This window comes from Aeromonas sp. 97A, assembly GCF_051919185.1.
GTDB classification, from domain to species: domain Bacteria; phylum Pseudomonadota; class Gammaproteobacteria; order Enterobacterales; family Aeromonadaceae; genus Aeromonas; species Aeromonas veronii.
This window is the reverse complement of record NZ_JBQBFF010000001.1, coordinates 4,291,351-4,316,396: the sequence shown is the minus strand read 5'-3', so window position 1 is coordinate 4,316,396 and position 25,046 is coordinate 4,291,351. Positions and strand designations below refer to the sequence as shown.

At 57.7% G+C, this 25,046-nt stretch carries 22 protein-coding genes, 1 pseudogene and 1 riboswitch; of the genes and pseudogenes, 13 read left to right on the top strand and 10 right to left on the bottom strand.

The annotated features are described in order from the left end of the window. Positions 1–9: 9 nt before the first annotated feature. On the bottom strand, positions 10–975 hold the full coding sequence (gene zntB, locus ACTG27_RS19795; RefSeq protein ID WP_320546154.1) for a zinc transporter ZntB: 966 nt from the start codon (positions 973–975) through the stop codon (positions 10–12). A gap of 139 nt (positions 976–1,114) precedes the next feature. On the opposite strand from zntB, the gene ACTG27_RS19790 reads away from it, so the two are divergent. Together ACTG27_RS19790 and ACTG27_RS19785 are read left to right on the top strand one after the other, a co-directional pair. Further along, a complete protein-coding gene (locus ACTG27_RS19790) occupies positions 1,115–1,564 on the top strand; it encodes a YaiI/YqxD family protein (protein WP_005335916.1) in 450 nt (149 codons plus the stop codon). 125 nt (positions 1,565–1,689) lie between these two features. Then, positions 1,690–2,190: a metal-dependent hydrolase gene (locus ACTG27_RS19785; RefSeq protein WP_439980543.1), complete on the top strand. Its 501-nt coding sequence runs from the start codon at positions 1,690–1,692 to the stop codon at positions 2,188–2,190. Between the two features lie 64 nt (positions 2,191–2,254). Here the strand turns inward: ACTG27_RS19785 and ACTG27_RS19780 are convergent, their stop codons facing one another. After that, positions 2,255–3,460: a NupC/NupG family nucleoside CNT transporter gene (locus tag ACTG27_RS19780; protein WP_005363118.1), complete on the bottom strand. Its 1,206-nt coding sequence runs from the start codon at positions 3,458–3,460 to the stop codon at positions 2,255–2,257. Positions 3,461–4,002: 542 nt separating this feature from the next. Between ACTG27_RS19780 and dbpA the strand changes: the two genes are divergently transcribed. Together dbpA and ACTG27_RS19770 are read left to right on the top strand one after the other, a co-directional pair. Beyond that, entirely contained in the window at positions 4,003–5,382 is a 1,380-nt protein-coding gene (gene dbpA, locus ACTG27_RS19775) for an ATP-dependent RNA helicase DbpA (RefSeq protein WP_005335919.1), read from the top strand. Between the two features lie 89 nt (positions 5,383–5,471). Further along, entirely contained in the window at positions 5,472–5,762 is a 291-nt protein-coding gene (locus ACTG27_RS19770) for a YkgJ family cysteine cluster protein (RefSeq protein WP_005335921.1), read from the top strand. A 27-nt stretch (positions 5,763–5,789) separates the two neighbouring features. Here the strand turns inward: ACTG27_RS19770 and ACTG27_RS19765 are convergent, their stop codons facing one another. After that, entirely contained in the window at positions 5,790–6,197 is a 408-nt protein-coding gene (locus ACTG27_RS19765) for a hypothetical protein (protein ID WP_257699680.1), read from the bottom strand. A 268-nt stretch (positions 6,198–6,465) separates the two neighbouring features. Here ACTG27_RS19765 and ACTG27_RS19760 point away from each other — a divergent pair, with 268 nt between their 5' ends. Continuing rightward, the gene (locus tag ACTG27_RS19760) at positions 6,466–7,860 is read left to right on the top strand and encodes a PepSY-associated TM helix domain-containing protein (RefSeq protein WP_439980238.1); all 1,395 of its coding nucleotides are present in this window, start codon (positions 6,466–6,468) and stop codon (positions 7,858–7,860) included. 75 nt (positions 7,861–7,935) lie between these two features. Here ACTG27_RS19760 and ACTG27_RS19755 read toward each other — a convergent pair whose 3' ends face one another. Next, complete coding sequence (locus tag ACTG27_RS19755) at positions 7,936–8,841, bottom strand: 1,4-dihydroxy-2-naphthoate polyprenyltransferase (protein ID WP_420939461.1); 906 nt, start codon at positions 8,839–8,841, stop codon at positions 7,936–7,938. Positions 8,842–9,049: 208 nt separating this feature from the next. Here ACTG27_RS19755 and ACTG27_RS19750 point away from each other — a divergent pair, with 208 nt between their 5' ends. From ACTG27_RS19750 to ACTG27_RS19720, 7 genes are all read left to right on the top strand, one after another. Beyond that, the gene (locus ACTG27_RS19750) at positions 9,050–10,372 is read left to right on the top strand and encodes an isochorismate synthase (RefSeq protein WP_439980237.1); all 1,323 of its coding nucleotides are present in this window, start codon (positions 9,050–9,052) and stop codon (positions 10,370–10,372) included. Positions 10,373–10,404: 32 nt separating this feature from the next. Continuing rightward, positions 10,405–12,165, top strand: a complete 1,761-nt coding sequence (gene menD, locus ACTG27_RS19745; protein WP_439980236.1) for a 2-succinyl-5-enolpyruvyl-6-hydroxy-3-cyclohexene-1-carboxylic-acid synthase — start codon at positions 10,405–10,407, stop codon at positions 12,163–12,165. Further along, positions 12,125–12,922, top strand: coding sequence for a 2-succinyl-6-hydroxy-2,4-cyclohexadiene-1-carboxylate synthase (gene menH, locus ACTG27_RS19740; RefSeq protein WP_439980235.1), 798 nt, complete (start codon positions 12,125–12,127; stop codon positions 12,920–12,922). Before menD ends, menH begins: the two co-directional genes overlap by 41 nt. Continuing rightward, complete coding sequence (gene menB, locus ACTG27_RS19735) at positions 12,915–13,775, top strand: 1,4-dihydroxy-2-naphthoyl-CoA synthase (protein ID WP_005354934.1); 861 nt, start codon at positions 12,915–12,917, stop codon at positions 13,773–13,775. The genes menH and menB overlap by 8 nt, the downstream gene beginning before the upstream one ends. Further along, on the top strand, positions 13,775–14,695 hold the full coding sequence (menC, locus tag ACTG27_RS19730; protein WP_439980234.1) for an o-succinylbenzoate synthase: 921 nt from the start codon (positions 13,775–13,777) through the stop codon (positions 14,693–14,695). The genes menB and menC overlap by 1 nt, the downstream gene beginning before the upstream one ends. A gap of 1 nt (position 14,696) precedes the next feature. Continuing rightward, complete coding sequence (locus tag ACTG27_RS19725) at positions 14,697–16,100, top strand: AMP-binding protein (RefSeq protein WP_439980233.1); 1,404 nt, start codon at positions 14,697–14,699, stop codon at positions 16,098–16,100. A gap of 300 nt (positions 16,101–16,400) precedes the next feature. Then, entirely contained in the window at positions 16,401–17,636 is a 1,236-nt protein-coding gene (locus ACTG27_RS19720) for a winged helix-turn-helix domain-containing protein (RefSeq protein ID WP_236320714.1), read from the top strand. A gap of 2 nt (positions 17,637–17,638) precedes the next feature. On the opposite strand, the gene ACTG27_RS19715 is transcribed toward ACTG27_RS19720, so the two are convergent. The 6 genes and pseudogenes from ACTG27_RS19715 to ACTG27_RS19690 form a co-directional block, all read right to left on the bottom strand. Then, complete coding sequence (locus ACTG27_RS19715) at positions 17,639–18,190, bottom strand: fimbrial protein (protein ID WP_420939456.1); 552 nt, start codon at positions 18,188–18,190, stop codon at positions 17,639–17,641. 11 nt (positions 18,191–18,201) lie between these two features. Further along, a complete protein-coding gene (locus ACTG27_RS19710; RefSeq protein WP_124928459.1) occupies positions 18,202–19,230 on the bottom strand; it encodes a fimbrial protein in 1,029 nt (342 codons plus the stop codon). A gap of 5 nt (positions 19,231–19,235) precedes the next feature. Beyond that, positions 19,236–19,967, bottom strand: coding sequence for a fimbrial biogenesis chaperone (locus ACTG27_RS19705; protein WP_043826021.1), 732 nt, complete (start codon positions 19,965–19,967; stop codon positions 19,236–19,238). A 10-nt stretch (positions 19,968–19,977) separates the two neighbouring features. Then, a pseudogene (locus ACTG27_RS19700) lies at positions 19,978–22,511 on the bottom strand (fimbria/pilus outer membrane usher protein). Between the two features lie 67 nt (positions 22,512–22,578). Next, positions 22,579–22,968, bottom strand: a complete 390-nt coding sequence (locus tag ACTG27_RS19695) for a hypothetical protein (protein ID WP_019445468.1) — start codon at positions 22,966–22,968, stop codon at positions 22,579–22,581. A gap of 99 nt (positions 22,969–23,067) precedes the next feature. Then, positions 23,068–23,610, bottom strand: coding sequence for a fimbrial protein (locus tag ACTG27_RS19690; protein WP_026034942.1), 543 nt, complete (start codon positions 23,608–23,610; stop codon positions 23,068–23,070). 901 nt (positions 23,611–24,511) lie between these two features. Then, positions 24,512–24,598, top strand: a riboswitch (cyclic di-GMP riboswitch). A gap of 91 nt (positions 24,599–24,689) precedes the next feature. Here ACTG27_RS19690 and ACTG27_RS19685 point away from each other — a divergent pair. Then, complete coding sequence (locus tag ACTG27_RS19685; protein ID WP_005354947.1) at positions 24,690–25,007, top strand: hypothetical protein; 318 nt, start codon at positions 24,690–24,692, stop codon at positions 25,005–25,007. Positions 25,008–25,046: the final 39 nt, after the last annotated feature.

The window sequence follows — 25,046 nt, the reverse complement described above, 5'->3', positions numbered from 1 at the left end:
TATGCCTCCTTACCACCAGCGCCGATGTTTGAGCCAGATAGCCAGCCCGCTTGCCAGCGCCACCAGCGAACCACAGAAGACCCAGAAGGCAGTCGGATTCTCGGCCCCGGGGATACCGCCGAGGTTGATGCCAAACAGACCGGTCAGGAAGCTGGCAGGTAAAAAGAGCAGTGCCATCACCGACATCTGGTAGGCGCGGCGGTTGGTCGCCTCCGCCATCAGATTGTTGATCTCGTCTGCCAGCACAGCGGTGCGCGCCACCCCGGCATCGAGGTCATCGAGCCAGCGCCGCAGCCGGTCGGCGATATCGAGCAGACGACGGCGGTCATCCTCATCCAGCCAGCTGATCTTCTCGTTGGCGAGGCGCGCCACCAGATCCCGCTGGGGGGAGAGGTAGCGGCGGATCATGATGAGCTGCTTGCGGATCAGCGCCAAGCGGCCATTGGCGGGCAGGTCGCGCATTAGCACCATCTCCTCCAGATCGAGGATCTTGTCGTGCAGCTCCTCGACAAACTCCCCCGCCCGATCGGTCAGGGCATCACAGATCTCCACCAGCCAGTCGGCTGGGCTATCAGCGCCGCCCCCCAGCTTGAGCTGGTTGAACACATCCTGCTCGGAGAGCAGCGGGCGACGACGGCTGCTGATGATGAGATCCGGGGTGATGAAGATGCGCAGCGCCACCATCTCCTCGGGCCGGTGATCCTTGTTGTGGTTGATGCCACGCAGGATCAGCAGCACCGTCTCCCCCATCCGCACCAGCTTGGGACGATTGCTCTGGCCGAGCAGCGACTCCTTGGCCGCCTCACCCAACAGCGGGGTTTGCAGCAACCAGCGCGCCGAATCGGGATGGCCGTAATCCAGATGCAGCCAGCCGGGGCGATCCCCCGGGATCTCGCTTCCCGCCGTCAGCGGCGCCATGCCACCCTTGCCATCCAGGGTCAGGGCATAAATCACTTCACCGGGCACCCGATCCATCTCGTCTCCTTCTCGTTTCATGTGCTGGCCCCAGCTTATACCAAAGGTTGGGCCGACTCAGCCCCGCGCCGGGAAGGGAGGCCTGTGTTAACATGGCCGCTCTCGTTTTTTATCCGCTTTCACTACAGGAAAACATGCCATGCCCATCTGGGTTGATGCCGATGCCTGCCCCATTCCGGTCAAGGAGATCCTCTACCGCGCCGCCCACCGCGCCCAGGTCGTCACCACCCTGGTGGCCAATCAGGGATTGCGGGTGCCCCCCTCGCCCTTCATCAAAACCCAGCAGGTGGAAAAGGGATTCGATGTGGCAGACCATGTCATCGCCCAGCAGGTTCAGCCCGGCGATCTGGTGATCACCGGCGATATTCCCCTCGCCTCCTGGGTGATCGATGCTGGCGGCGAGGCACTCAATCCCCGCGGCGAGATCTACACCCGCGAGACCATCAAGGCGCGGCTCGGCATGCGCAACTTTATGGAAGAGCTGCGCTCGGCTGGCGTGCAGACCGGCGGCCCGGCCCCCTTCAATGCCGCTGACAAACAGCGTTTTGCCAATGCCCTCGACAAGTGGCTGGTCAAAGGCAAGCTGTAAAGAGACCCTAAAGGCGCCCAATATGGGCGCTTTTTCGCCGTAACATCCTGATTTTTAAAATAAGAGCTGACCACAACCGTCAGGCTGGTAAGATGCGCCGCCATCTTGTCCACGCCGTAATCATCATGACCGCCCAAGGGCACCTGCTCTTCTCCGTTACCTGCACCCTGATCGCCCACAAACTGCAGCTCACTCCGGCGCTGGCCGATGCCAGCCTGTGGCAGACCATCCCTGCCGCGCTGGCCAGCGCCCTGTTGCCCGACCTCGACCACCCCAAATCGGTGCTGGGGCAGCGCCTGCCGTGGATCTCGAAACCTCTGTCGCGGCTGTTCGGCCATCGCGGCTTCACCCACAGTCTGCTGGCAGTCGCCGCCGCTGTCTGGGGGCTGAACCAGAGTCTGCCGCCGGGCACTCTGCCCATGGGGGTCAAGGATGCCCTGATCGTCGGCTACCTCAGCCATCTGCTGGGGGACTGGCTCACCCCGGCGGGCATTCCTCTCTTCTGGCCCATCAAGCGCCGTTACCGCCTGCCGGGCTGGCCGCTGCGCAGCGGCGGTGCCATCGAAACCGGCTTTTGCACCCTCACCTTGCTGGCCGCCGGCTGGTGGTGCGGCTGGCGGCTGTGAGCCAGAAACAAAAGAGCCCCTGACGAGGTCAGGGGCTCAAACCGTGGCGGGTGCCGCCAGAGGATCAGATCATGATGCCTGCGATAACGGCAGAGAGCAGGCTGACCAGGGTAGAACCGTAGACCAGCTTCAGGCCGAAGCGGGAAACCATGTTGCCCTTCTCTTCGTTCAGCGCTTTTACCGCACCGGCGATGATGCCGATGGAGCTGAAGTTGGCGAAAGAGACCATGAAGATGGAGAGGATGCCGACGGTGCGCGGAGAGAGCTCGGCAGCCACCTTGCCCAGATCCATCATCGCCACGAACTCGTTGGTCACCAGCTTGGTCGCCATGATGGAGCCCGCTTGCAGCGCTTCACCACTCGGGATACCCAGGATCCAGGCGATCGGGTAGAAGAGGTAGCCCATGACGAACTGGAAGTTCACGCCAAATGCCATCTCGAACAGGTAGTTGATGAGGGCGATCAGAGCGATGAAGCCCACCAGCATGGCACCCACGATCACGGCAACGGTGAAACCGGCCATGATGTATTCGCCCAGCATCTCGAAGAAGTTCTCTTTCTTCGGCGTGTGGTGCTCGTCACCTTCGGCAATGGCCTTGATGTCGGTCACGGAGTTATCCGGCTCGTAGGGGTTGATCAGCGACAGCACAACGAAGGTACTGAACATGTTGAGCACCAGCGCGGCAACCACGTAGCGCGGCTCGATCAGCTGCATGTAGGCACCGACGATGGACATTGAGACGGTAGACATGGCCGTCGCCGCCAGGGTGTACATCTGCTTCTCGTTCAGGTGCGGCAGGATGTTCTTGAGGGCGATGAAGTTCTCGGATTGGCCGACGATCATCGAGCTGATGGCGTTGAAAGACTCCAGCTTGCCCATGCCGTTGATCTTGGCCAGCACGGTACCGATACCGCGGATCACCAGCGGCAGCAGGCGGATGTACTGCAGAATACCGATCAGCACGGAGATGAAGACGATGGGCATCAGCACCATCAGGAAGAAGGAGAAGGCCCCTTCGTTGACCAGACCACCGAACACGAAGTCGGTACCCTGTTTGGCAAACTCCATCAACTTGGTGAAGCCGGCCGCGAAGCCCCCCACCACCGCCAGACCCACTTCGGAGTTCAGCATGAACCAGGCCAGCGCCAGTTCGACCACCAGCAGTTGGCCGATATAACGCAGTTTGATCTGTTTCCAGTTGTGGCGGTTAGCCAGCAGAGAGAGAGCGAGGACCATCACCAGTCCGAGCACAAAGTGAACGTATTCCATACCTGTAGCACCTGAGTAAATTGTAATTTTTGACCGGCGCCATCATAGACATTTGCACATTTAAAAATCAGATAGCCATCACAATCCCGCGCAATATTATGGAGGCAGGATAATACAAACGTTTTTAAATTAATTGTGCAATGAACTGATATTAATCGCGCAACACAGATAACATAAATCCTTTTAAAACATAATGTTGAGTAATGGTGGCGCCGTTTTCATATTCTTTAAAAATATTTAATCAGCATTTTCGCAACATTCCCTATGGCGCAATAACTACTCGTGGAATATTTTCCAGTCATTATATTAAAACACTGAAAATAGAAAACGTTTATCCGCGATAAATAATTAGATGTGTGTTTGAAAAATAGTCCTTATTACATTGTCAGTGCTCGCCCGCGATCGGTTTGGCAACAAATGAACCTTTAATGGCCCCTCGTGGCCAGCCGTTCAAAAATCCGCCACATCCGGTGCCACATTCTGGTATGATGCGCGGCCTTAGCGCTCGCGCATCCCCGTTTTCTCCGAAATAGAGTCCTTTTGTGAACAACAGCGAATTTAGCAGCCTCAATCTCTCCCCCGCCCTGCAAGAGAACCTCACCAGCCTGGGTTACCTGCAGATGACCCCGATCCAGGCCCAGAGCCTGCCCCTGGTGCTCGATGGCAAAGACCTGATCGCCAAAGCAAAAACCGGCAGCGGCAAGACCGCCGCCTTCGGCCTCGGCCTGCTGGCCAAGCTCAACGTCAACCGCCTCGAAGTGCAGGCGCTGGTGCTCTGCCCGACCCGCGAACTGGCGGATCAGGTGGCTCAGGAGATCCGTCGTCTGGCGCGTGCCCTGCCCAACGTCAAGCTGGTCACCCTGTGCGGCGGCACCCCGACCGCACCTCAGTCCGCCACCCTGAGCTTTGGTGCCCACATTGCCGTCGGCACCCCGGGTCGTATTCTCAAGCATCTGGAGCAAGGCACGCTGGAGCTATCCGGCCTCAAGACGCTGGTGCTGGATGAAGCGGATCGCATGCTGGACATGGGCTTTGGCGAAGATATCAACCGGGTCATCAGCTATGCCCCCCAGCAGCGTCAGACCCTGCTCTTCTCCGCGACCTATCCGGAAGGGATCGCCCAGATGAGCCGCGGCGTGCAGCGCAATCCGGTCGAGGTGAGCGTGGAGTCCCTGCACGAGGGGAGCGCCATCGAACAGAAGCTCTATGAAGTGCCGGCCGGTCAGCGCCTCGACGCCCTCACCTGGCTGCTGAGTCACTACCAGCCAAGCTCCTGCGTGGTGTTCTGCAACACCAAGCGCGCCTGTAACGACGTGGCCGACCATCTGGCCGCCAAGGGCTTCTCGGCGCTGGCGCTGAATGGCGATCTGGAACAGCGCGAGCGGGATCAGGTGCTGGTGCGCTTTGCCAACGGCAGCGCCACCATTCTGGTGGCCACCGATGTGGCGGCCCGCGGCCTCGACATCAAGGAGCTGGGCGCCGTCATCAACTACGAGCTGACCTACGATCCGGAAGTGCACGTGCACCGCATCGGCCGTACCGGTCGTGCCGGCCAGCAGGGTCTGGCTCTGAGCCTCTATCAACCGAACGAAGCTCAGCGCGTCAACTTTATCGAAGAGTACCAGCAGGCTCCGATGCCGCTGGGTGATCTCGACAGCATCGGCCGCGACATCAAGCCGATCGCCCCGCAGATGGTGACCCTCTCCATCGATGCAGGCCGCAAGACCAAGGTGCGGGCCGGTGACATTCTGGGTGCCCTGACCGGTGAAGGCGGCATTGCCGGCGCCGATGTGGGCAAGATCCAGATCTCCGAGCAGTACTCCTACGTCGCCGTGAAGCGCAGCGTGGCGAGCGCCGCCCTCAAGCGGTTGCAGGAAGGCAAGATCAAGGGTCGCAGCTACCGCGCCCGCAAACTGGGCTAAGGTTTTTTGCAAGCCGTTAGCCAGACCACAGGCGCCTGACAGGCGCCTGTTTCATATCTCCGATGCCGCCATGCGGCAAGACAGGCACCATGACCCAAGCAATCCAAACCGATGTGAGCTGCCAGAACTGCGAAGCCTGCTGCTGCCGCCTCGAAGTGATGCTCTTTACCGATACCGGCGTGCCGGACCGTTATGTACTGGAACGGGATGGCGAGATACCGGTCATGCGCCGGCTGGACGATGGCTGGTGTGCGGCGCTCGACCGCAACACCATGATGTGCCGTATCTACGAGGTGCGACCGCTGATCTGCCGCGAATTCGAAATGGGTGAACCCGACTGCGTTGACGAGCGGGACAAGTGGTTTATCAAGCTGGAGTGAAGCCCGTCCACGCGGGGAGCGGGGTTGTCAAGCGCTCGCAGATTCACAGGGAGCGGTGTTGAGCTGCTCCCCCAGCCACTGGATGGCCGCAGCCTCCTGCTCAAAGTAACGTACCGCCCGAAAGGGCAATCCCTTGAAGATGTTATCCGCCAGATAGCGCTTGAAGCCCCCCACGAAGACCACCGCCAGAAACTGACAGCCACTCTCGGCACACCAGCCAAACTGGCGACGAAAACGGGCCAGCACCTCGGGCCCGGCCGCTTCAAACTCGGTCGCGACCTCGACAATCCCCCAGGGGCCATCCATCAGACCGGCCAGTTCGTGACGAAAGCGCGCCTCATAGGCCATGGCACCTGCCAGATTGAAGGGGCCACTCGGGCGGCAGATCAGCATCTGGCCCCTGCGCTCCATGTCGAATTGCCCATGTGGCTGCATGACTGCTCCCATTCCGTTACCACCACCATCGCCTGCAAATTGTTACCACAAGGTAATAATTTATAAGGAAAAGTCCAGCAGCAAACAGGCTTTCCCCAAAGCGTGGTCATCCTATCCAGCAAACCGTCGGCACCTCATGTTACCCACATCCCGCACTGAATCGATCTCAAGATGTGCGATTGCAGTTAACGAAACGTTACTGCTATTATCCGCGCCGCCACAAACATTCCACCTGCCGAAAGGTTTGGCACCCCAACAAGGATGTGCAATGAAAAACAGGGACTCGAGTCATTACCAACGGATCTGGCGCTGGCACTTCTACGCCGGTCTCTTTGTCGCCCCTTTCCTGATCCTGCTGTCACTGACCGGGATCGTCTATCTGTTCAAACCCCAGCTCGACAACCTGATGTACCCCGAGCTGATGAAGGTCGCCCCCGCCAGCCAGACCCTGAGTGCCGACCAGCTGCTGGCCAAGGCGATGATGACCATGCCGGATGCCAGCCTGCGTAAGTACCTGCCGCCTGCCGCTCCCGACCTGAGCGCTCAGTTCATCGTCAATCGGGGTGAACAGGAACTGACCCTGTTTATGGATCCCGCCAGCGGCGCCCTGCTCGGCACCATGGACAACAAGTGGAATCTGCAAGCGGTGGCTCGCTCCCTGCACGCCGACCTGCTGCTCGGCACCACGGGGGATAGGCTGATCGAGCTGGCCGCAGGCTGGGGGCTGGTGCTGCTGCTGAGTGGTCTCTACCTCTGGTGGCCACGCAAGGGGCCCGGGGTGGGCGGCATCCTCTGGCCCAGAGTCAGCCAGCGTGGCCGCCTCTGGTGGCGCGATCTGCACGCCGTGGTCGGCTTCTGGGGCGCCGGTTTCCTGTTGCTATTGCTGCTGAGCGGCATGACCTGGACCGGTTTCTGGGGCGATCAGTTTGCCGCGGTCTGGAACCGCTTCCCCGCCGCCATGTGGAACGAGGTGCCCAAATCGGCGCCGCTGGCCCGCAACCTCAATCAGGCACACGAGCAGACCGTTCCCTGGGCGGTGGAGAACACTCCCATGCCCAGCTCGCAACCGGTTGATGAGGGGCACGATCACGGCGCCATGAACCACGGCGAGCACAAGGGAGTGGTGATGGCCAGCCAACGGATCCCGCTGCAACAGGTGGTGGATATCGCCACAGCCCGAAAAGTGAGTCCGGGCTACAGCATCACCCCGCCGGTCGGCACCACCGGTGTCTATACCATCGCGATCTTTGCCGATGATCCGCGCAACGATGCCACCCTGCATATCGATCAATACAGTGGCAAGGTGCTGGCCGATGTGCGCTGGCAGGATTACGGCCTGGTCGCCAAAACGGTGGAGAGTGGCGTCATGCTGCACATGGGCAAGCTCTACGGCTGGCCCCATCAGCTCGCCATGCTGCTCATCTGCCTGATGGTGCTGGCCAGTGCCGTGAGCGGCCTCTGGATCTGGTGGTGCCGCCGCCCGCAGGGCCGTCTCGCCGCACCGCCGCTGCCTGCCAAACTCCCGCCGATGCGCGGTGCCATCGCCCTGCTCATTTTGCTGGGGATCGCCTTCCCGCAGGTCGGCGCCTCCATGGTCGCCATCTGGCTACTGGATACCCTGCTCTTCTCCCGCCGTACACTCAAAGTGGCTCGAGCCAGCTAAACCCGCCAAAACCAAAAAGGGCTCCCATCTCGGGAGCCCTTTTCATTGTTCGCCTTGGCGAGCTGCGACCAGCGGTCAGGAGAGCGCCAACCCGATGGAGAGCAGAAGGCTGAACAGAAACGCGCTGATGGCGGTCTTCTTGAGGGAACCAGTCAGCACCTCGCCATCGTAGCTTTCGCGCAAGGTGCGCGCCGCATCGCTGAGGGGCTTCATGGCGGGCAGGAAGATCCACGGCCAGAAACTGGCGGGCTGGATCAGGATAAAGACGATGGTCGCCAGCAGCGCCGCCCCCAACAGTACCCAGTGATAAGCGATGGCCCGGTTGCGGCCAAGGCGTACCGCCAGAGTGATCTTGCCACTGGCGGCGTCGGTCTCGATATCGCGCACATTGTTGATATTGAGCACGGCGGTGGCCAGCAGACCACATGCGGTGGCAGGCAATAGCAGATCCCACTCCAGCGTCTTGGTGAAGAGGTAGTAGGAGCCGAGCACCCCCAGCAGGCCAAAGAAGAGGAACACAGAGATATCGCCAAACCCGCGATAGCCGTAAGGAGTCTTGCCGACGGTGTAGGTCACCGCCGCGACGATGGCTGCACCACCCAGCACCACAAATGCCAAAATCTGCAGCCACTGGCCGCCGAAGGCGCAGCCGAGCAGCAGCAGGCCACTGGCCACCGCCGCCAGCGCGGTCAGCCCCATCGCCACGCACATCTGCTTTTTGGTGATAAGACCGGAGACCACCGCCCGCTGCGGGCCGATCCGCTCACCGTTGTCGGCGCCGGAGACCGCATCGCCGTAATCGTTGGCCAGATTGGAGAGGATCTGCAGCAGGATGGCGGTCAGCAGGGAGAGCGCCATGATGGTGCCATCGAAGGCGCCACGACTGGCAGCCAGCCCCGAGCCCAGCAGGATGGAAGAGCAGGCGAGCGGCAGTGTTCGCAAACGCGCCGCCAGCAACCAAACAGAGAAGGTATTTGTCATTTTGTGATGGCCAAACAATCGGATATTGATCGTGTTAAGGGTTATCGAACCGGATTTGGGTATACTTGGCCCCGGAGAGTGAAGCTCCCGCGGGCGATTTACATGGACGAATGGGCAGATAATATATAGGAAATCATCGCCCTTTGGCATAAACCTACGGCATCCAGCTACCGGATCGCTCGTTACTACCCGGCTCAGACAAGAATCCATGTTGGCTCAGACCCATATCAAGCAACAACTGGACGCCCTGCGTCACAGCAACGTCAGCGGCTTCGTACGGTTGCGAGTGGCGATCGAAATCCGCTCCTTTCTGGGCTGGCTCGCGGCGCAAACCCTCTATCCCCGCATCTACTGGCAGGCCCGTGGAGAAGCTCGTCCCGAGTATGTCGCGCTAGGCGCCATCCATGAACTGACCGAACCGCACGCCATCAAGCAGGTGTGCACTAACACAGCCAACCAGCATCATGACGACAGCCCTCGCTACTATGGCGGACTGGCGTTCGATCCGGCCCAATCCGGCTGGCAAGGATTTGGCCCCTGCCGTTTCGTGCTGCCCCGTATCGAGCTGGTGCGCCGTGGTGAGTGCGTCAGTCTCTGCCTCAACCTATGGCTGGATGAAAACAATCTCGAGGCCGAACTGCAGGCGGCCGAAGCCGCCCTCGATGCCCTGCGCCCGGAAGCCCCGCTGCCCGCCCTGCAAAAGCAGCCCTGGCAGCGACAGGATTGCCCCGGCCCCGCCCAGTGGCAGACGCTGGTGGAGCGCGTCACCGCCCCCGATTTTCAGGCCCACACTCCCAAGGTGGTGCTATCGCGGGAGAGCGTGCTGACCAGTCCGAACCATGATGCGGATATCAATCCCTGGGCCATGCTCGACCAGTGGGCCCGCCACGCCCAGGACTGCTTCCACTTCGGTTTCCAATTCTCTCCAGAGCAAGCCTTTATCGCCTGCTCCCCCGAGCGGCTCTACCGCCGCGAGGAGCGCCACCTTTTTACCGAGGCGCTGGCGGGCACCATTCGCCGCTCCGGCGACGAGGCGACCGATGAAGCGCTGGCCACCGAGCTGCTCACCGACAGCAAAAACCGGCTGGAGAACCGGCTGGTTCACGCCGACATCCTGAGCCGACTGGCGCCGCTGGCCCACGATGCCACCCTGACCGAGCCGCGCATTCTCAAACTGCGGCTGCTGCAACACCTCAAGTGCGATATCGAAGCCGAGCTAAAACCCGGCGTCTGTGACTGGCAACTGCTCGACGCCCTCCACCCGACTCCGGCGGTGGGCGGTGCGCCGCGCGAGGCGGCGCTCGCCTTTATCCGCGAGTTCGAACCCTACGAGCGCGGCTGGTACGCCGGCGCCTGCGGCATGCTGAGCCGGGAGACCTCGGAGTTTTCGGTCGCCATCCGCAGCGCCCGCATCCAGCCCGGCAGCGTCACCCTGTTTGCAGGTGCCGGCATCGTCGCCGGTTCCGAGCCTGCCGCAGAGTGGGCCGAGCTCGACAACAAGATCGCCAATGTGCTCTCCCTGCTGGGATAGTCATTCACCCTTTTCACGCTACGAGAGCCCCTATGCCCACCCGTAAAGAGCCTGCCAGCGAAGAGTTTGCCTGCCCCCCGTTTTCGAGCCAGCACGCCACCTTCAACCACGTCTGGTCCTCCCTCTTGCTGGAGGAGCTCTTTCGCCTCGGGGTGCGCGACATCGCGCTGGCCCCCGGCTCCCGCTCCGCGCCGCTGACCATGGCCGCCGCCGCCCATCAGGGCTTTCGTCGTCACTTGCACTTTGACGAGCGCGGCCTCGGCTTTATGGCGCTCGGGCTGGCCAAGGGGAGCAACCGGCCGGTGGCGGTGATCATGACCTCGGGCACCGCGGTAGCCAACCTCTGGCCCGCCGTGGCAGAGGCCCAGCTCACCGGCGTGCCGCTGATTATTCTCTCCGCCGATCGTCCTCACGAACTGATCGACAACGGCGCCAATCAGGCGATCGACCAGCAGGGGATCTTCGGCCACTACCCCGTCTATCAACAGAACCTGCCGAGCCCCACCCCGACCATTCCGGCGGCGTTTGTGCTGAGCTCGGTGGATCAGGCGCTGGCCAAACAGGCGCTCACCCCCGGGGTGGTGCACTTCAACTGCATGTACCCCGAGCCCCTCTACCCGGGCGAGCACTATCAGGATTTCTCCGACTATCTGGCCCCCCTCGGTGACTGGCTCGGCTCGCACAAGCCCTGGAGCCCGTGGCAGCAAAGCGCGCCGACCTGCCCACCCCAAGCGGAGTGGGAAACCTTTCGGCAACAGCGCGGCATTATTGTCGCCGGCAGGATCACTGACCCCGAACAGGCACAGGTGGTCGCCGAACTGGCAGAGCAACTCGGCTGGCCGCTGCTGGCGGACCTGCAGAGCCAGATCCGCTTCGATAGCCGCAACCTCATCCACATGGATCTGGCGCTCAACGACCCTGAATTCGTCGCTGAGCTGGGCCGCGCCGAGGTGCTGCTGCAATTTGGCGCGCGGCTTGTCTCCAAGCGGCTCGGCCAGTTCATCAAGCACCATTCATGGCAGGATTACTGGCTGGTGGATCCGCAACCGGCGCGGTTAGATCCCGACTACCGGCTGCGCAACCGGCTGCTCTGCAGTGCCAGCGCCTTTGCCGCGGCCCATCCGGTCACCACCGCTCAGTCCCCCTGGCACACATTGGCCGAGCTGCAACACAACGCCAGCCAGCAGATCGCCGCCGCCTGCGAGCACTTCTCCGAGCTTGGGGTCTGCCATCGCCTCAACCGCCTGATCGAAGGGCAACTGTTTGTCGGCAACAGCATGCCAGCCCGACTGATGGATATGCTCGGCGAAACGGGCAAGGGGCCGAGCCGGGTGATGACCAACCGTGGCGCCTCCGGCATCGATGGCCTCATCGCCACCGCCTACGGGTTTGCCCAATCGATAGAGCCGGGCAGTGATGAGCCCACCACCCTGCTGCTTGGGGATCTCAGCGCCCTGCACGATCTCAACAGCCTCGCCCTGCTCAGCAAGGCGAGCCGACCGCTGGTGGTGATCCTGCTCAACAACGATGGCGGCAGCATCTTTCGTATGTTGCCGGTGCCCACCGAAGGGGAGCTGCTGGAGAGCTACTACCGGCTGCCCCACGGCCTCAGCTTTGAACATGCTGCCGCCATGTTTGGCCTCGCCTATCGGGCGCCGACCACCCTGCCCGAGTTCGAACGCGATTACCGCGCCGCCCTCCAACATGGCGTTACCTTGATCGAGATCCGGGTACCGAGCGAGCAGGTAGCCGATGATCTCAAGGCGCTGGGGGCCGCCATCCGTGGCAAATAAAGATGCCAATGTGCCGCTGGTGTTGCTGCACGGCCTGCTGGGGGATAGCGGCGACTGGCAACCGGTGATCGACCGGCTGCCCGCCATCCGCTGCATCGCCCTCGATCTGCCGGGTCACGGCCAGTATCGCGATCTCAACGTCAGCGACTTTGAGCAGAACCACCAGTGGCTGGTAGCCGAGCTGGCAAGCCGCAACATTGAACGCTACCTGCTGGTCGGTTACTCGCTGGGCGGACGACTGGCCCTCTATCACGCCAGCCGCGAGCCCGCCGGGCTGCGGGGGCTGTTGCTGGAGAACTGCCACCCGGGGTTACCGGCCAGTGAACGGGCCGCCCGCATCCAGCACGATGAACAGTGGGCGCGGCGCTTTGAGCGTGAGCCCCTGGCTGACGTGCTGGCAGACTGGTATCGGCAAGGGGTGTTTGCCGATCTTGACGATGCGGCCCGGGCCCGCCAGATCGCCCGCCGCCTTGGCAACGACGGTCAGAGCATCGCCACCATGCTACGCGCCACTTCGCTAGGCAAGCAGCCGGATCTCGCCCCTTGGCTCATGGCGAGCCAGCTGCCGGTTACTTATGTGAGTGGCAAGCGGGATCACAAATTCCATCAGCTGGCTTGCCAGCTGGCGAACCAGGATCGCAGAATCAACCACTTGGTGCTGGATGGTGGCCATAATCTGCACGCCCATCAGCCTGATAACTTTGCCCGACTCCTCGCGGAGTGGGTCAACCAACAAGAAGAGACGAGTCATGATTGAAGCAATGACGGAAGCTGAACTGTATGCACCTGTTGAATGGCAAGATTGCTCCGCCGGTTACGAGGACATCCTCTATCACAAGTCCAACGATGGCATTGCCAAGATCACTATCAACCGTCCCCAGGTGCGCAACGCCTTCCGCCCCCGCACCGTCAAAGAGATGCTGCAGGCGCTGGCCGATGCCCGTTATGACGATCAGATCGGCACCATCATCCTGACCGGTTTTGGCGAGAAAGCCTTCTGCGCCGGTGGCGACCAGAAGATCCGTGGCGACTACGGTGGATACCGCGATGACGAGGGGACTCACCACCTCAACGTGCTCGACTTCCAGCGCGACATCCGCACCTGTCCGAAACCTGTGGTTGCCATGGTGGCCGGTTACGCGGTCGGTGGCGGCCACGTGCTGCACATGATGTGTGACCTGACCATTGCCGCCGACAACGCCCAGTTTGGCCAGACCGGCCCGAAAGTGGGCTCCTTCGACGGCGGTTGGGGGGCTTCCTACATGGCTCGTATCGTCGGCCAGAAGAAAGCCCGCGAGATCTGGTTCCTCTGCCGCATGTACGATGCCCAGCAAGCCCTCGACATGGGGCTGGTCAACACTGTCGTGCCATTGGCCGAACTGGAGCGAGAAACAGTGCGCTGGTGCCGCGAAATGCTGCAAAACAGCCCGATGGCGCTGCGCTGCCTGAAAGCCGCCCTCAACGCTGACTGTGATGGTCAGGCGGGCTTGCAGGAGCTGGCGGGCAATGCCACCATGCTGTTCTACATGACCGAAGAGGGTCAGGAAGGCCGCAACGCCTTCAACGAAAAGCGTCGCCCCGACTTCTCCAAATACAAGCGGAACCCCTGATGACACTAGCCCTGTATCGCTATCAACTGCCTTTTACCCAGCCACTGACCTTTCACGGCAAGGTGGAGGTGGCGCGAGAGGGGCTGTTGGTGCGCATCAACGACGGCTGGGGGGAAATCGCCCCCCTACCCGGCTTCTCGAAAGAGAGCCTGCAACAGGCAGAGGCAGAAGCCCTTGCCACGCTGGCGGCCTTGGCCGCCGGTGACACCCCGAACCCCGTGCTGCCGTCGGTGCAATTTGGCCTCGACTGCGCGCGCCGGACATGGCCCGAACAGAGCAACCCGCTGCCGGAGCCCTATCCCCTCATTCAAGGCTCCCCCCAAGAGCTGCTGCGCAACTGGAAAGAGTGGCTGCACCGCACGCCCGGCAAGGCCAAGCTGAAGGTGGCACGCTACCCGATGCGTGACGAGCTGGCGCTGATCCGCCTGCTGTGCGACCGCCTCCCCTCCCTCAAGCTGGTGCTGGACGCCAACCAGGGCTGGACTCGCGAGGAGGCGTGGACCTTCTGCGGCCACCTCGACCCGAATCGCATCGAGTATCTGGAAGACCCCTGCGCCGACTTTGCCGACATCGCCTTTGTCGCCAACCGCACCGGCATGCCGGTGGCGCTGGACGAACTGCTGGCACAAGGCAAGCCGTGGGAGCCGATCCCGCAACTGCGCGCGCTGGTGCTCAAGCCTACCCTGCTCGGTTCACTCGCCAACTGCGAAGCGCTGATCGCCCGCGCCCGCGAACTGCGGCTCAAGGTGATCATCTCCTCCTGCTTCGAATCGGATCTGGGCCTGAACCAGCTCTTTCATCTGGCGGGCGAATGGGCTCCCGAACAGGCTCCGGGGCTGGATACCCGCCGCTGGATGGCGGGCAATCTGCTGGGGGAAGATGGCAAACCGGATCTGAGTCGACTGGAGCAACTGTATTAACGTGATTGACCCCTCCCGTTCACCCGCACAGACACCTTGCCCGGTACGCCACCGGGCAATCTCAGCCCCGAACCGCATTGCCATCCACACCGCCTCGCCTCTCAGTTACCGCCAGCTCGATGCCCGCCTCAACAGCCTGTGCCAACAGCTGGAACAAGCCGGAGTGCATCGTGGCGATCATCTGGCTGCGGTGGTGCGCGGTGCGCTGGAAGATGTGCTGCTGGCGTGGGCCTGCGTGCGCAGCAGCGTGGTGTTCTGCCCGCTCAACCCCGCCTTTCCTCTCGAAAAGCAGCGCGAGCTGGCGTTACAACTCGATGCCGATGCCTTCTGGTCGGCAGGGGAGATCCCGGCAGGCAACTGGCAGCCCTTGTGCCTCGACTTCGCGCGCGAACTGCCAGCAAGCGAGGAAGCGTGGCCGCTGGAATCGACCCAGCTCAATAACATGATCCTCACCTCCGGTTCCAGCGGCACGCCGAAAGCGGTGGTGCACCGGCTCTGCAACCACCTGGCCTCTGCGCGCGGCTCTGCCACCCTCATCCCCCTCGATGAGGCCTGCGGCTGGCTGCTCTCCCTGCCGCTGTTCCATGTGGGCGGCTACGCCATCCTGTTTCGGGTCTTTCTGGCGGGTGCGACTCTGGTACTGGATCAACGTGAACGCCCCCTCAAGGAGCGGCTGGAGTGCCAACCCATCACTCACTTGTCTCTGGTGCCTACCCAACTCTGGCGCCTGCTGGCAGAGGGCTTTGATCCCACCCGTACCCGCCTGCGCGAGTTGCTGCTCGGCGGTGCCGCCATCCCGCAGCCGCTGGTGAGCCGCCTCTGCGCCATGGGGCTCGAACCCAAGGTGAGTTATGGTCTCTCCGAGATGGGGAGCCAGGTCTGTACCGCTATCCCCGGCGATGCAGGCGTAGTTGGCAAACCGCTACCGGGACGGGAAGTGTGCATCAGGGAGCAGGAGATCTGCGTGCGCGGCGCCACCCTGTTTGCCGGTTACTACCGGGCTAGCGAGCTGGATCTGCCCCTCGATGGCGAAGGCTGGTTTCATACTCGCGACAAGGGGAGGTTCACTGCGGCAGGGGAGCTGCTGGTAGAGGGACGGCTCGATAACCTCTTTATCTCGGGTGGCGAAAACATCCAGCCCGAAACCATAGAGCAGCGACTGGTAGATCATCCCGCTGTCGCCCAGGCGCTGGTGGTGCCGGTACCGAGCGACGAGTGGGGGCAACGCCCCGCCGCCTTTATCGACTGGCACGGCGAGCCGGTTCCCGACTCCGAACTGGCTGCCTGGATCCGCAGCACCCTGCCCGGCTTTATGGTGCCCGACCACTGGCTCCCCTGGCCCGATCTTGGCGGTAATCTCAAGCCACAGCGGAAACAATTTCAGAATATCATTAGGTCGCAATAATTATTCATGCGACAAAAAGTGACGCCACGGGGCCATCCAAATACACATATGGCTCAAAATAAAATGCTGGTGGTATCAAAATCCTCCTCCTCAGTCTGAATAAGTGAGAACGATTACATAAACGGCCTTTTTTTGCACATTTTTTGAACCAAATTAATTGGCTGTAGTACCATACCCTCCACCATGCATTTAGTAGGAAAGCTAACCATATGATAATAAAAGAAATTGACGATTTATCATTATTTGAACAAAGACTGCGTGGTGGTAAAATGCTCTCCTTGGCAGTAAGACGAGTCACACATGAGTAACAGAATTTATAAAATTGCAGAGGATATCTTTTTCTCCGCTGCAATATTCCGAATCTCGAAAGGGGACAAGGACATCAAGCTCAGCAACAAGGAAGCCGAGCTACTCGAAATGCTGTGTGATGAGGCAGGCACTGTCATTCCAAGAAGCAAACTGCAGGATGCCTTGTGGCCAAATCAGGACAATACCGATACCAATTTGAACCGGCAGATACTCTCGTTGAGAAGAAAGCTGGAATCCTTCGGCTTAATGGATGCGATCGATACCATTCCACGGGTTGGCTATATGTTTTGTGCTCCGATTGAGCTCGCTGGGGAAAGTGAAGAGCCAGCACCAGCGGAAGAAATTCAAGCGTCGACGCCTTCCCCTGCACCTCAAGCCAGGCGGCAATATACTCGCCGCAAATATGACCGATATTTCAGCCCAAAGCGTATTTTGCTGTTTGCATTGCTGCTGGTCTCGCTGACTTCACTAGCCCTCGTCATTTATAACTATGCGACAGCAAATACACTACGCACTATCAATTTAGGTCAGATTTCTCTCTATATGACCAGCGAGACGGAAAAAGCTCTGAATGTGAAAATAGATTCACTGACGCCCTTGATAAAACCTGTTTCACGTAAAGCTGATGAGCAGATTTCAATTCTGGTTGGAAAAGAAGCCATCAGCTATTTTTCCATCAACAATAGCAGCAGGAAATTATCCGAAAATATCTTCCTGTTGCGTAGCGGTCACCCGGTGGCCGAAGAAGTTCAATGCGTTATCACAACCATGAACCAGCAGGGAAATAATGTTTCCAACAACTATTACAATAATCAAGAAACCACAGTCAGATATCACAGAGATTGTCAGGCACCAGACAACTGGGTAGAAATGACCAGAAAGAGTAAATATATTGTGACCATGAACAGAGAGATAGTGGTGGCCACTGTGATAGCCACTGACAATCAGGGAAAGACGCTGTTCAATCTGGATTCTGTTGGGGATCTGGAGCGGGATAATGGCGATATTTCGGTCGAGATAAAAAATACCATTGTCAATTTCATTGACCAGCAGGCGCTGACCAATAACGCTATGGTCGCCACTCTGGTCGCGGCGCTAACGCCCCCCAAACAAAAAGCCAAGTTCATTCAATTGCCCGGGGGTATTTACCTTTCCAGTTATCTAGGTGGCGTCATCACCTGGCCCAGCCATGGCAATACAAAAGTCATCCAGCGCAACGACTTCTGAGTTTATTCATAAGCAACGATGAAATTGGCGACAGCAGAATAGTCGCCAGGCTGGATGTTCTTGGCGGTCAATGCCGCCGGATGTCCTTCGACTCTGGCAAAAAATTGCAGCTCATTATCTGCCGCACCACCTAGCAGATAGCCGCGGGAGGCACTACCCAAATTCAGAGGTGATTGAGCCACGTCATACAGGCGGATGCCTGCCCCCTTGGCAATCCCGGCCGTGAATGCCAATCCGCCGCTGAGTTCGGTATCCTGCGAGCCAGTAAAGGTCACCTTGGCCATGCGGAAAATACCCGGCTTGCAATTGGTCAGACGAATGAAAAACGGCACTAGCTGCCCGACTCCGTTGGCATAGAGTTCCTTCACGTCAACTACCCCCATCTCGACCTCCTGATCAAGGGATTCAGGAGAGACCACACATGGCTGATCGATGATCCTGCCATGGAGATGGACCGTATTGCCAAGCAATTCCAGATCATTGCTGGCACGGGGGGCTGCCGTTACCCCCAACAACGGGTACAGCACCAAGCCTATCCACAATGTCCGTAGCATAAAACATCTCCTCATTGGAACTCGGCAACGATGGTGGCTGTCGCATAGAAATCGCCCGCCGGAATATCTGCACCTGTCGGGGTTACCGGTGCAGCGATAAAGCCCCAATCACCGATATTTCCCTGCATGGAAACCGGATAGAAGGTATTCAATTTCAGCTGAGAACCATCCAGCTGTTTGAATTTTATCCCTAAATCGGAAATAACATTTCCACCTTGATAGCCATCCCGAGTTGTCCGCAGATAGTCTTGACTGAAAGAGGTTGGTTTTCCAGAAATACCAAGATTGATCTTCAAAGCATCCCCTTCGAAAACACCACCACGGCATTGAAATGTCAGAGGAACCGTCTTTTCAAAGTTATTTCCATCCAATCCCGACCCCGGCAAATCACCAAACTCTACTTCAATGGTCTGCCCACCATTGATCACGCACTCTTCTGGTACATATAAAATTGCAGATGTAATCGTAATTCTAGACATTGGCAAATTATTAAAGTCTGTCGTTGTAGCCCCTAGACGGCCATACATCTCTACAACTTGACGATCTGATATTTGCACACCATTAATTATTTGTTTTCTCACGCGAAAAGTTACCTTTCCACGGCTACCGCTTTCGAAATTATTTATTCTTGTCTCTTTCCCTTTAGTACAAGAGTAATTTGGGTAATCGTTACTTTCATTCGGGAATGGGGCTGTAACAAATTTTTTCTTCCAACCGGCTATCCAAATTTCGACTTTCATATCCAAAAAGTCATTCAGTTTTACAAAACCATCACCAACTTGAGGCAAGCCATCCGTCATTGTTGCTTTATAGTACACTGGAGATTGTGGAATGCTTCTATCTGGGCAGGTAACGATACCTGAGTATTGCCCTCCCAAATTCCACTCAAATGCCTTGGTAGTAAAACCAGGTCTGTTTTGAATGTCAGCCTTGTCCAACGATATATAGTAATCATGGGTTGGGTTAGGCGTCACATAGCCATTTGCCAATGCCGTTCCTGCAAACAACATAAGACTTGAACAGAAGATAGAACGTAGCATAAGGCTTACTCGCTCTTCACGGCTTTACAGGCATTGCCTGTGCACTGGTATTTGATATCCATATATCCGCCGTAGTCATTGACGTAACTGATCACAAATTCATTACCCAGTGCTTCCGGGATGGTGACTGTCTGCTCTGACTTGGGGGCAACCATAAAGGCGGAGAAACCCTTGATGATGGTCCGCTCCTTGCCCTGTGGATGACCTAGGCCCACGTAGGTGATGTAGTAAGGGGTCGGATTGTTGACCTTGAGGGCTTTGCCCTGCTTGGTGATCAGCACCTGATCCTGCCAGACGGCTCCACGCTCCGGCAGAATAGCCTCGGGGCGGTAGAACAGCTTGATCTTGGACTGCACGGCAATCTGCATCACGTTGCTCTTCTCGCTCTTGGGCGGGATCTCGCGCAGGTTGAAGTAGTAGATGGACTCGCGATCCTTGGGCAAGCTATCGATGGCCGGCACACTGGCGATGCGCACGATGGACTTCTGGTTGGCATCCACCCGCTGTACCGGCGGCAGCACCACGAAGGGAGAAGAGATCTTCTGGCCTTGGGCATCTTCAATCCAGGCCTGCGCCAGGTAGGGCAGCTTCTGGTTCTCGTTCTTGATGTTGAGGCTGATGGACTTTGCGCCGCCCGGATAAACGGCACGAGTACGATCCAGCACAATGGCGGCACTGACGTTGAGTGAGGTCATGCCAAGCGCAGCCAGACAGATATAAGAGAGCAGCTTTTTCATCGGTATCCCATTACTTGCAAGTGAGAGTCTTCATCGACAGATCGGTTACTTGTTGCGGCGCCACTATCTGCACTGGCGGGCCCCGCCCCAGGAGAGTTCAAACGCTTCATTCGGTTTCACCCCGGTCAGATAGACCAGGCCATCTTCATCCACCACCGAGAGCACACGGCCGGAATCCTTGACGACGGTGGCACCAAACGGCGGCACTGAGCCATCGGGTAGTCTGACATTGGCCAGCAGCTTGAACCCTTCGGCAATTTCGAAGGCATTATACCCAATTGCGCCCTCGGTCAGGGTCCCCTGCTTGATGGCATTCATCGCATCGATGTCGTCGCTCAGCTGATCCACATCGACCCGGGTGTCGCTCTTGCGATAGTCGGTCATGTCGCTGATCACCGCGACGCCAAAGCGGTTGGTCACGGCGCGGCCATTGTTGAAAGAGACGCCGGAGGTATTGTCGGTATCCACCATCATACGGGTACCGCCACGACGAGTCGCCTGGTGCAGGGCTGCACCGTGCTGGGTCGCCGTCAGACCGCCACGCAGGCTGGCACCAACCGAGGTGTATTCGCTCTGCACGCTGTAGGCATTGAGACTGACCGCTCCGATGTCGCTGTTGTGGTTGTAGTAACCCCGCGCCACGGCGTGGCCATTGCTCTGCACGCCCGCCCCCAACTGATAGGTATCATCCGGTCGACTATAGTCCTGATAGGTAGCCAAGTGAGTCACCTTGCCGTTGGAGGACTGTACGCTGTATCCCGCGCTCTTTCTGTCCCCTATTGGCACGCTGAGGGTCAACATGACGCTCTTGTCATCTTCGTAGTTCTCGGTCTTGGTCTTGTAGGCCGACACATAGACGGAAACATCCTTGAAGCTGCCGATGTTCACGTTCTTGTTGATAGTGAGGCCGTAGCGATCCTCTGCCTCGTGATCCCAGTAGGTTCTGTGGGTGTAGTCCAGATAAACAGTCAGCGCCTTGGCTGCATCCTCCGCCCAGAAGGTCTTGTTGGCGGTGATGGTGTAGAGCTCCTTGTCACCCCAGGTATTGTAATCATCGCTCGAGGTCGTAGTGTTGTTCTCCAACCGATCCTTGTTATTGAGGAACTGCGACATGGTCATGAAGTCATGTTGGGAGAAGCGATAACCCGCGAAGGTGATCGAGCTGTTGTATTCATCAAACTGCTTGGCGTAGTTCACCCGTACCGACTGGCCAATCTTGGTCGACAGGCCCGGCAACTTGGCGATGGACTGGGTCAGGTCGGCGGAAATAGCGCCGAAGGCATAGAGGTCACGACCGATACCCAATCCCATGGAGTTGTATTCACCCGCAATCAGGCTGCCGCCGTACAGCGACCAGGAGTTCGCCACCCCCCAGGAGAAATCACCGGTCACAAAGGCAGGGCCGTGCACATCGTGCACCGAATCCGTCTGTTCGGAAGGTGCACCAACCGCCAGGTTGTATCGGACATAGCCAGGGCGAGTCAGGTAGGGAACGGTTGCCGTGTCTACCTGGAACGAATTGACACTGCCATCTTGCTCCTCTACCCGCACATCAAGGCGGCCGCGCACCGAGCTGTCCAGCCCCTGGATGCGAAACGGGCCCGCCGGCACGTTGGTTTCATAGATGATCCGGCCGGACTGGGAGATAGTGACCTTGGCGTTGGTCTTGGCAATACCGCTCACTTCCGGCGCATAACCCTGCAGACTAGGCGGCAGCATGCGCTCGTCATTGGCCAGGTTGACGCCGGTATAGCGGAAACCATCGATTAACTGGGAGTTGAGCTGCTGCTCACCTACTGTCAGCTTGGCGGCCATGTTCGGCAGCGGACGATAGGCATAGATACGGTTCAGCTCGGTCGACGTCCGCTCATTATCACCCCAGTAAGAGCTGGCCTGATAGTCACCCCGCAGACGCCAGGCGCCGTAGTTGAACCCCAGCGTACCATAGCTGCTGATGTTGTGATTGGAGTAACCATCGCCTTCGTTGACCTGGGCATTGATGTTGTAATCCAGCATCATCCCCGGGATCCCTTCATCCCATTGCTCGGGCGGAATCCAGTTGGGATCGCTGTACTTCATCCACGCCTGAGGGATGGCAATGCGCAGCAAGCCGTTACCGATATCGTTCGAGATCACTACGCCGTCCAGCGCCAACAGGTTGGCACACTGACCATCGTGCCAAGTATCGATCTTGGCGATGGCCTCGTCGGTCAGCGCCAGCTTGGGGATCACATCTTGCGGCAGGCAGGCTACCCCACCCTTTCCCTTGCCAGTATCGCTCTCGTAGAAAGGGATTTTCTGCAGGGGCAGCTTGTTCTTGTTGACCTCGATCTCGAGGTAGTAGTCGCCGGGCAGGATGTAGCCTTCGTCGGCAAACTGGGAGAGGTCGATCTTGGTCCGCTCATCCAGATCGAGCGCATCAATATTAAACTCCGTTTCTGCCCATGCGTGATTTGCCACCGCCATCAGGCCGGGCACGCATAGCATAAAAGCCATTTTTGAATAATGTTTTTTTCTCACAGAGTCTGATGTTGAAACGCTCATATTTTCACTCTAGGAATTGCATAAAGGTCTCACGTAATGAGGTATCTACACTAAGCAATTGGTTTGCTTACATATAATTGAGTTCTAACAGCGTCGTACTGTCCGGAAAAAACAGCTGACTGCTGATGAGCCCCAAATTGAATTCCAGATCACTGTTGACGATATCCGAGACAATAAAGCGCTCACCGGATACCTTGTGATATTGGCCGTTATTGAGAATGCCCAGCTCATCGCTCATGGCACCACGCACGGACATGGAAATAAAAGGCAGTGATGCCACCGTCGCCCCGTCAACCTGACAACCGCTGATTTTCAACGTACCCGGTTGCTGAGCCTGCAGCGGAATGCTGCGCAGCACCTTCAGCGTACAGCCCGATTCGGCTAGTCCATCCGTGAGTTCGTTGGCGTGGACTGATCCCGCCATCATCACCAGCTGCAGCACCATGGCCGCCATCATTGAAGTTTTCATGATTAGGGTTCGATGTGAGGAAACAGAATGTGTGAAGTTGTGGTGGCTCGCACCACCACAACCCTTGTCACACGTTAAGGCACTCTATTACTCGTAGGAGAGAGTAAAGTTGGTCACTGCAGTGAAAGCACCGGCTTTCAGCGGGTTGGTGTCTTGTTTTGCATAGCCTTTCAGCACGGCGCTGAACGGCAGTTCGTTATCACCATTAACCAGGGTAAAGGCTGAAGTCGGAGTACCCAGCACGATCGGAGCACCACCCGGAGCGGTCATCTTGATACCGGCACCAGCGGCGTCACCACCACCGATCACCAGCAGGCTGGAATCTACCGGGTCTTTGGCACCGCTGAAAGTCACCTTGACAGCATCTTCGGCGTCGGAGATTTCACAGTTCAGCAGCTTGATGCTGAACGGCTTGGAGTTGGACTCACCACCGTTGGCCAGCTCTTTGGTGCTGATCTGGCCCATTTCAACTACCTGGTCAACAGACTCAGGGGCTACAGAGCAAGGAGCGTTGATGATTTCACCGTTAAAAGTGACTTTACCGGAACCGGCACCACCAGCAGCAAAAGCGGAGCCGCACAGCAGCATGGAACCAACACCCATAGCAACCAGAATCTTATTAGCTTTCATTCGTTTATACCTACATTAACGTGTGTTGTACTGCATCACTCCAATCATGCTGGAGTCACGATATTAAGTGATGCCGCGATATACTGCACAGCAACTGTTGGCGCTCGTCTCTCATTAAGCCGATGAGAAGTCATGCCAATAATAAACTGTGCCTCTTCAGGTTTATTTAAATAAGCAAAAGCAGCACACCGCATCAGGGGTAGTTCCCGCTACACCTCAACTGCACAACTACATACGTCCTTGTCATACGTCCTTGTAGTCTGTGCAGAAAGCCGCATTCCGCTTTTGCTTGACGAATAAACTAACGACTCGTTTGATGCACATCAAATACATTTTGATTTATATAAATTTTTTTATAAACACTTAAAAAACATTAACTTACAAAACACCAACAACACTTTCAGATATCATCAAACAAATAAACATCATATAAAATACATCTATTTCAATATGGTCAGGCTGTGAATTTAAAATTATCATCAGCAACATAACAAAAACACAACAAAGATAACCTCTGCAGTTTCAATAATAGTTATCAACCACTTCATAAACCGCCCCCTAAAGAGGCAATCAGGCAATCAGGCAATCAGGCAATCAGGCAATCAGGCAATCAGGCAATCAGGCAATCAGGCAATCAGGCAATCAGGCAATCAGGCAATCAGGCAATCAGGCAATCAGGCAATCAAATTATTGGCAGTCCACACATAAATATACATCTACTACATTACATATTAATCATAGATATGACGCGCTAATATAGAGGCTTGCCCGCAATATTCACAGGCAAGGTTTGAGATAAAAAAATAAATATACGTTATTAATTATGCAGACTAACTGTGAGCCATCTCTCATGATTTTTAAGCCGATTGATTTCTCAAAGTGGAGTGTTATCATCTAGACATAGAGTAAAGGGCAAACCGATCGAAAGGTCGGGACGCAAAGCCACCGGTCTAAGGGTTTTGATACCTAAGACAGCGGAGCTGCCATCTGAGAAGAGTGATGTTATTGTCGATTTATGGCATTACTCTTTGATTGCGTTGCCCTTTTCGTACAACACCTGTGACGAAAAGGACATTGATATGAAAGCTCAACACACCGCCTCCCGTTTAGTTCGCAAGACAGTTTTCTCTGTATGCACCTCCTTGCTGCTTGGTACCGCCTTGTTGCCATCCACCGCTTCTGCGGCTGATGGCTCAGTGACGTTTACTGGCACTATCTATGAATCTCCATGTGATTTTTCTGACAGCAGCGTGACCTGCTATTCAGGCATGAACAAGCAAACCATGCCTTTGGCTCACTTGCAGCAAGCCGGTCAAATCAGCTCAATTAGCAGCACTATCAGCTACAAAGTGACCAATGCCAGCAACATGGCGATCGTGACTGTCAGCTATCTCTGATGACTCATCTGTAGTGACGGTGAAATTGGCGCGAAACAG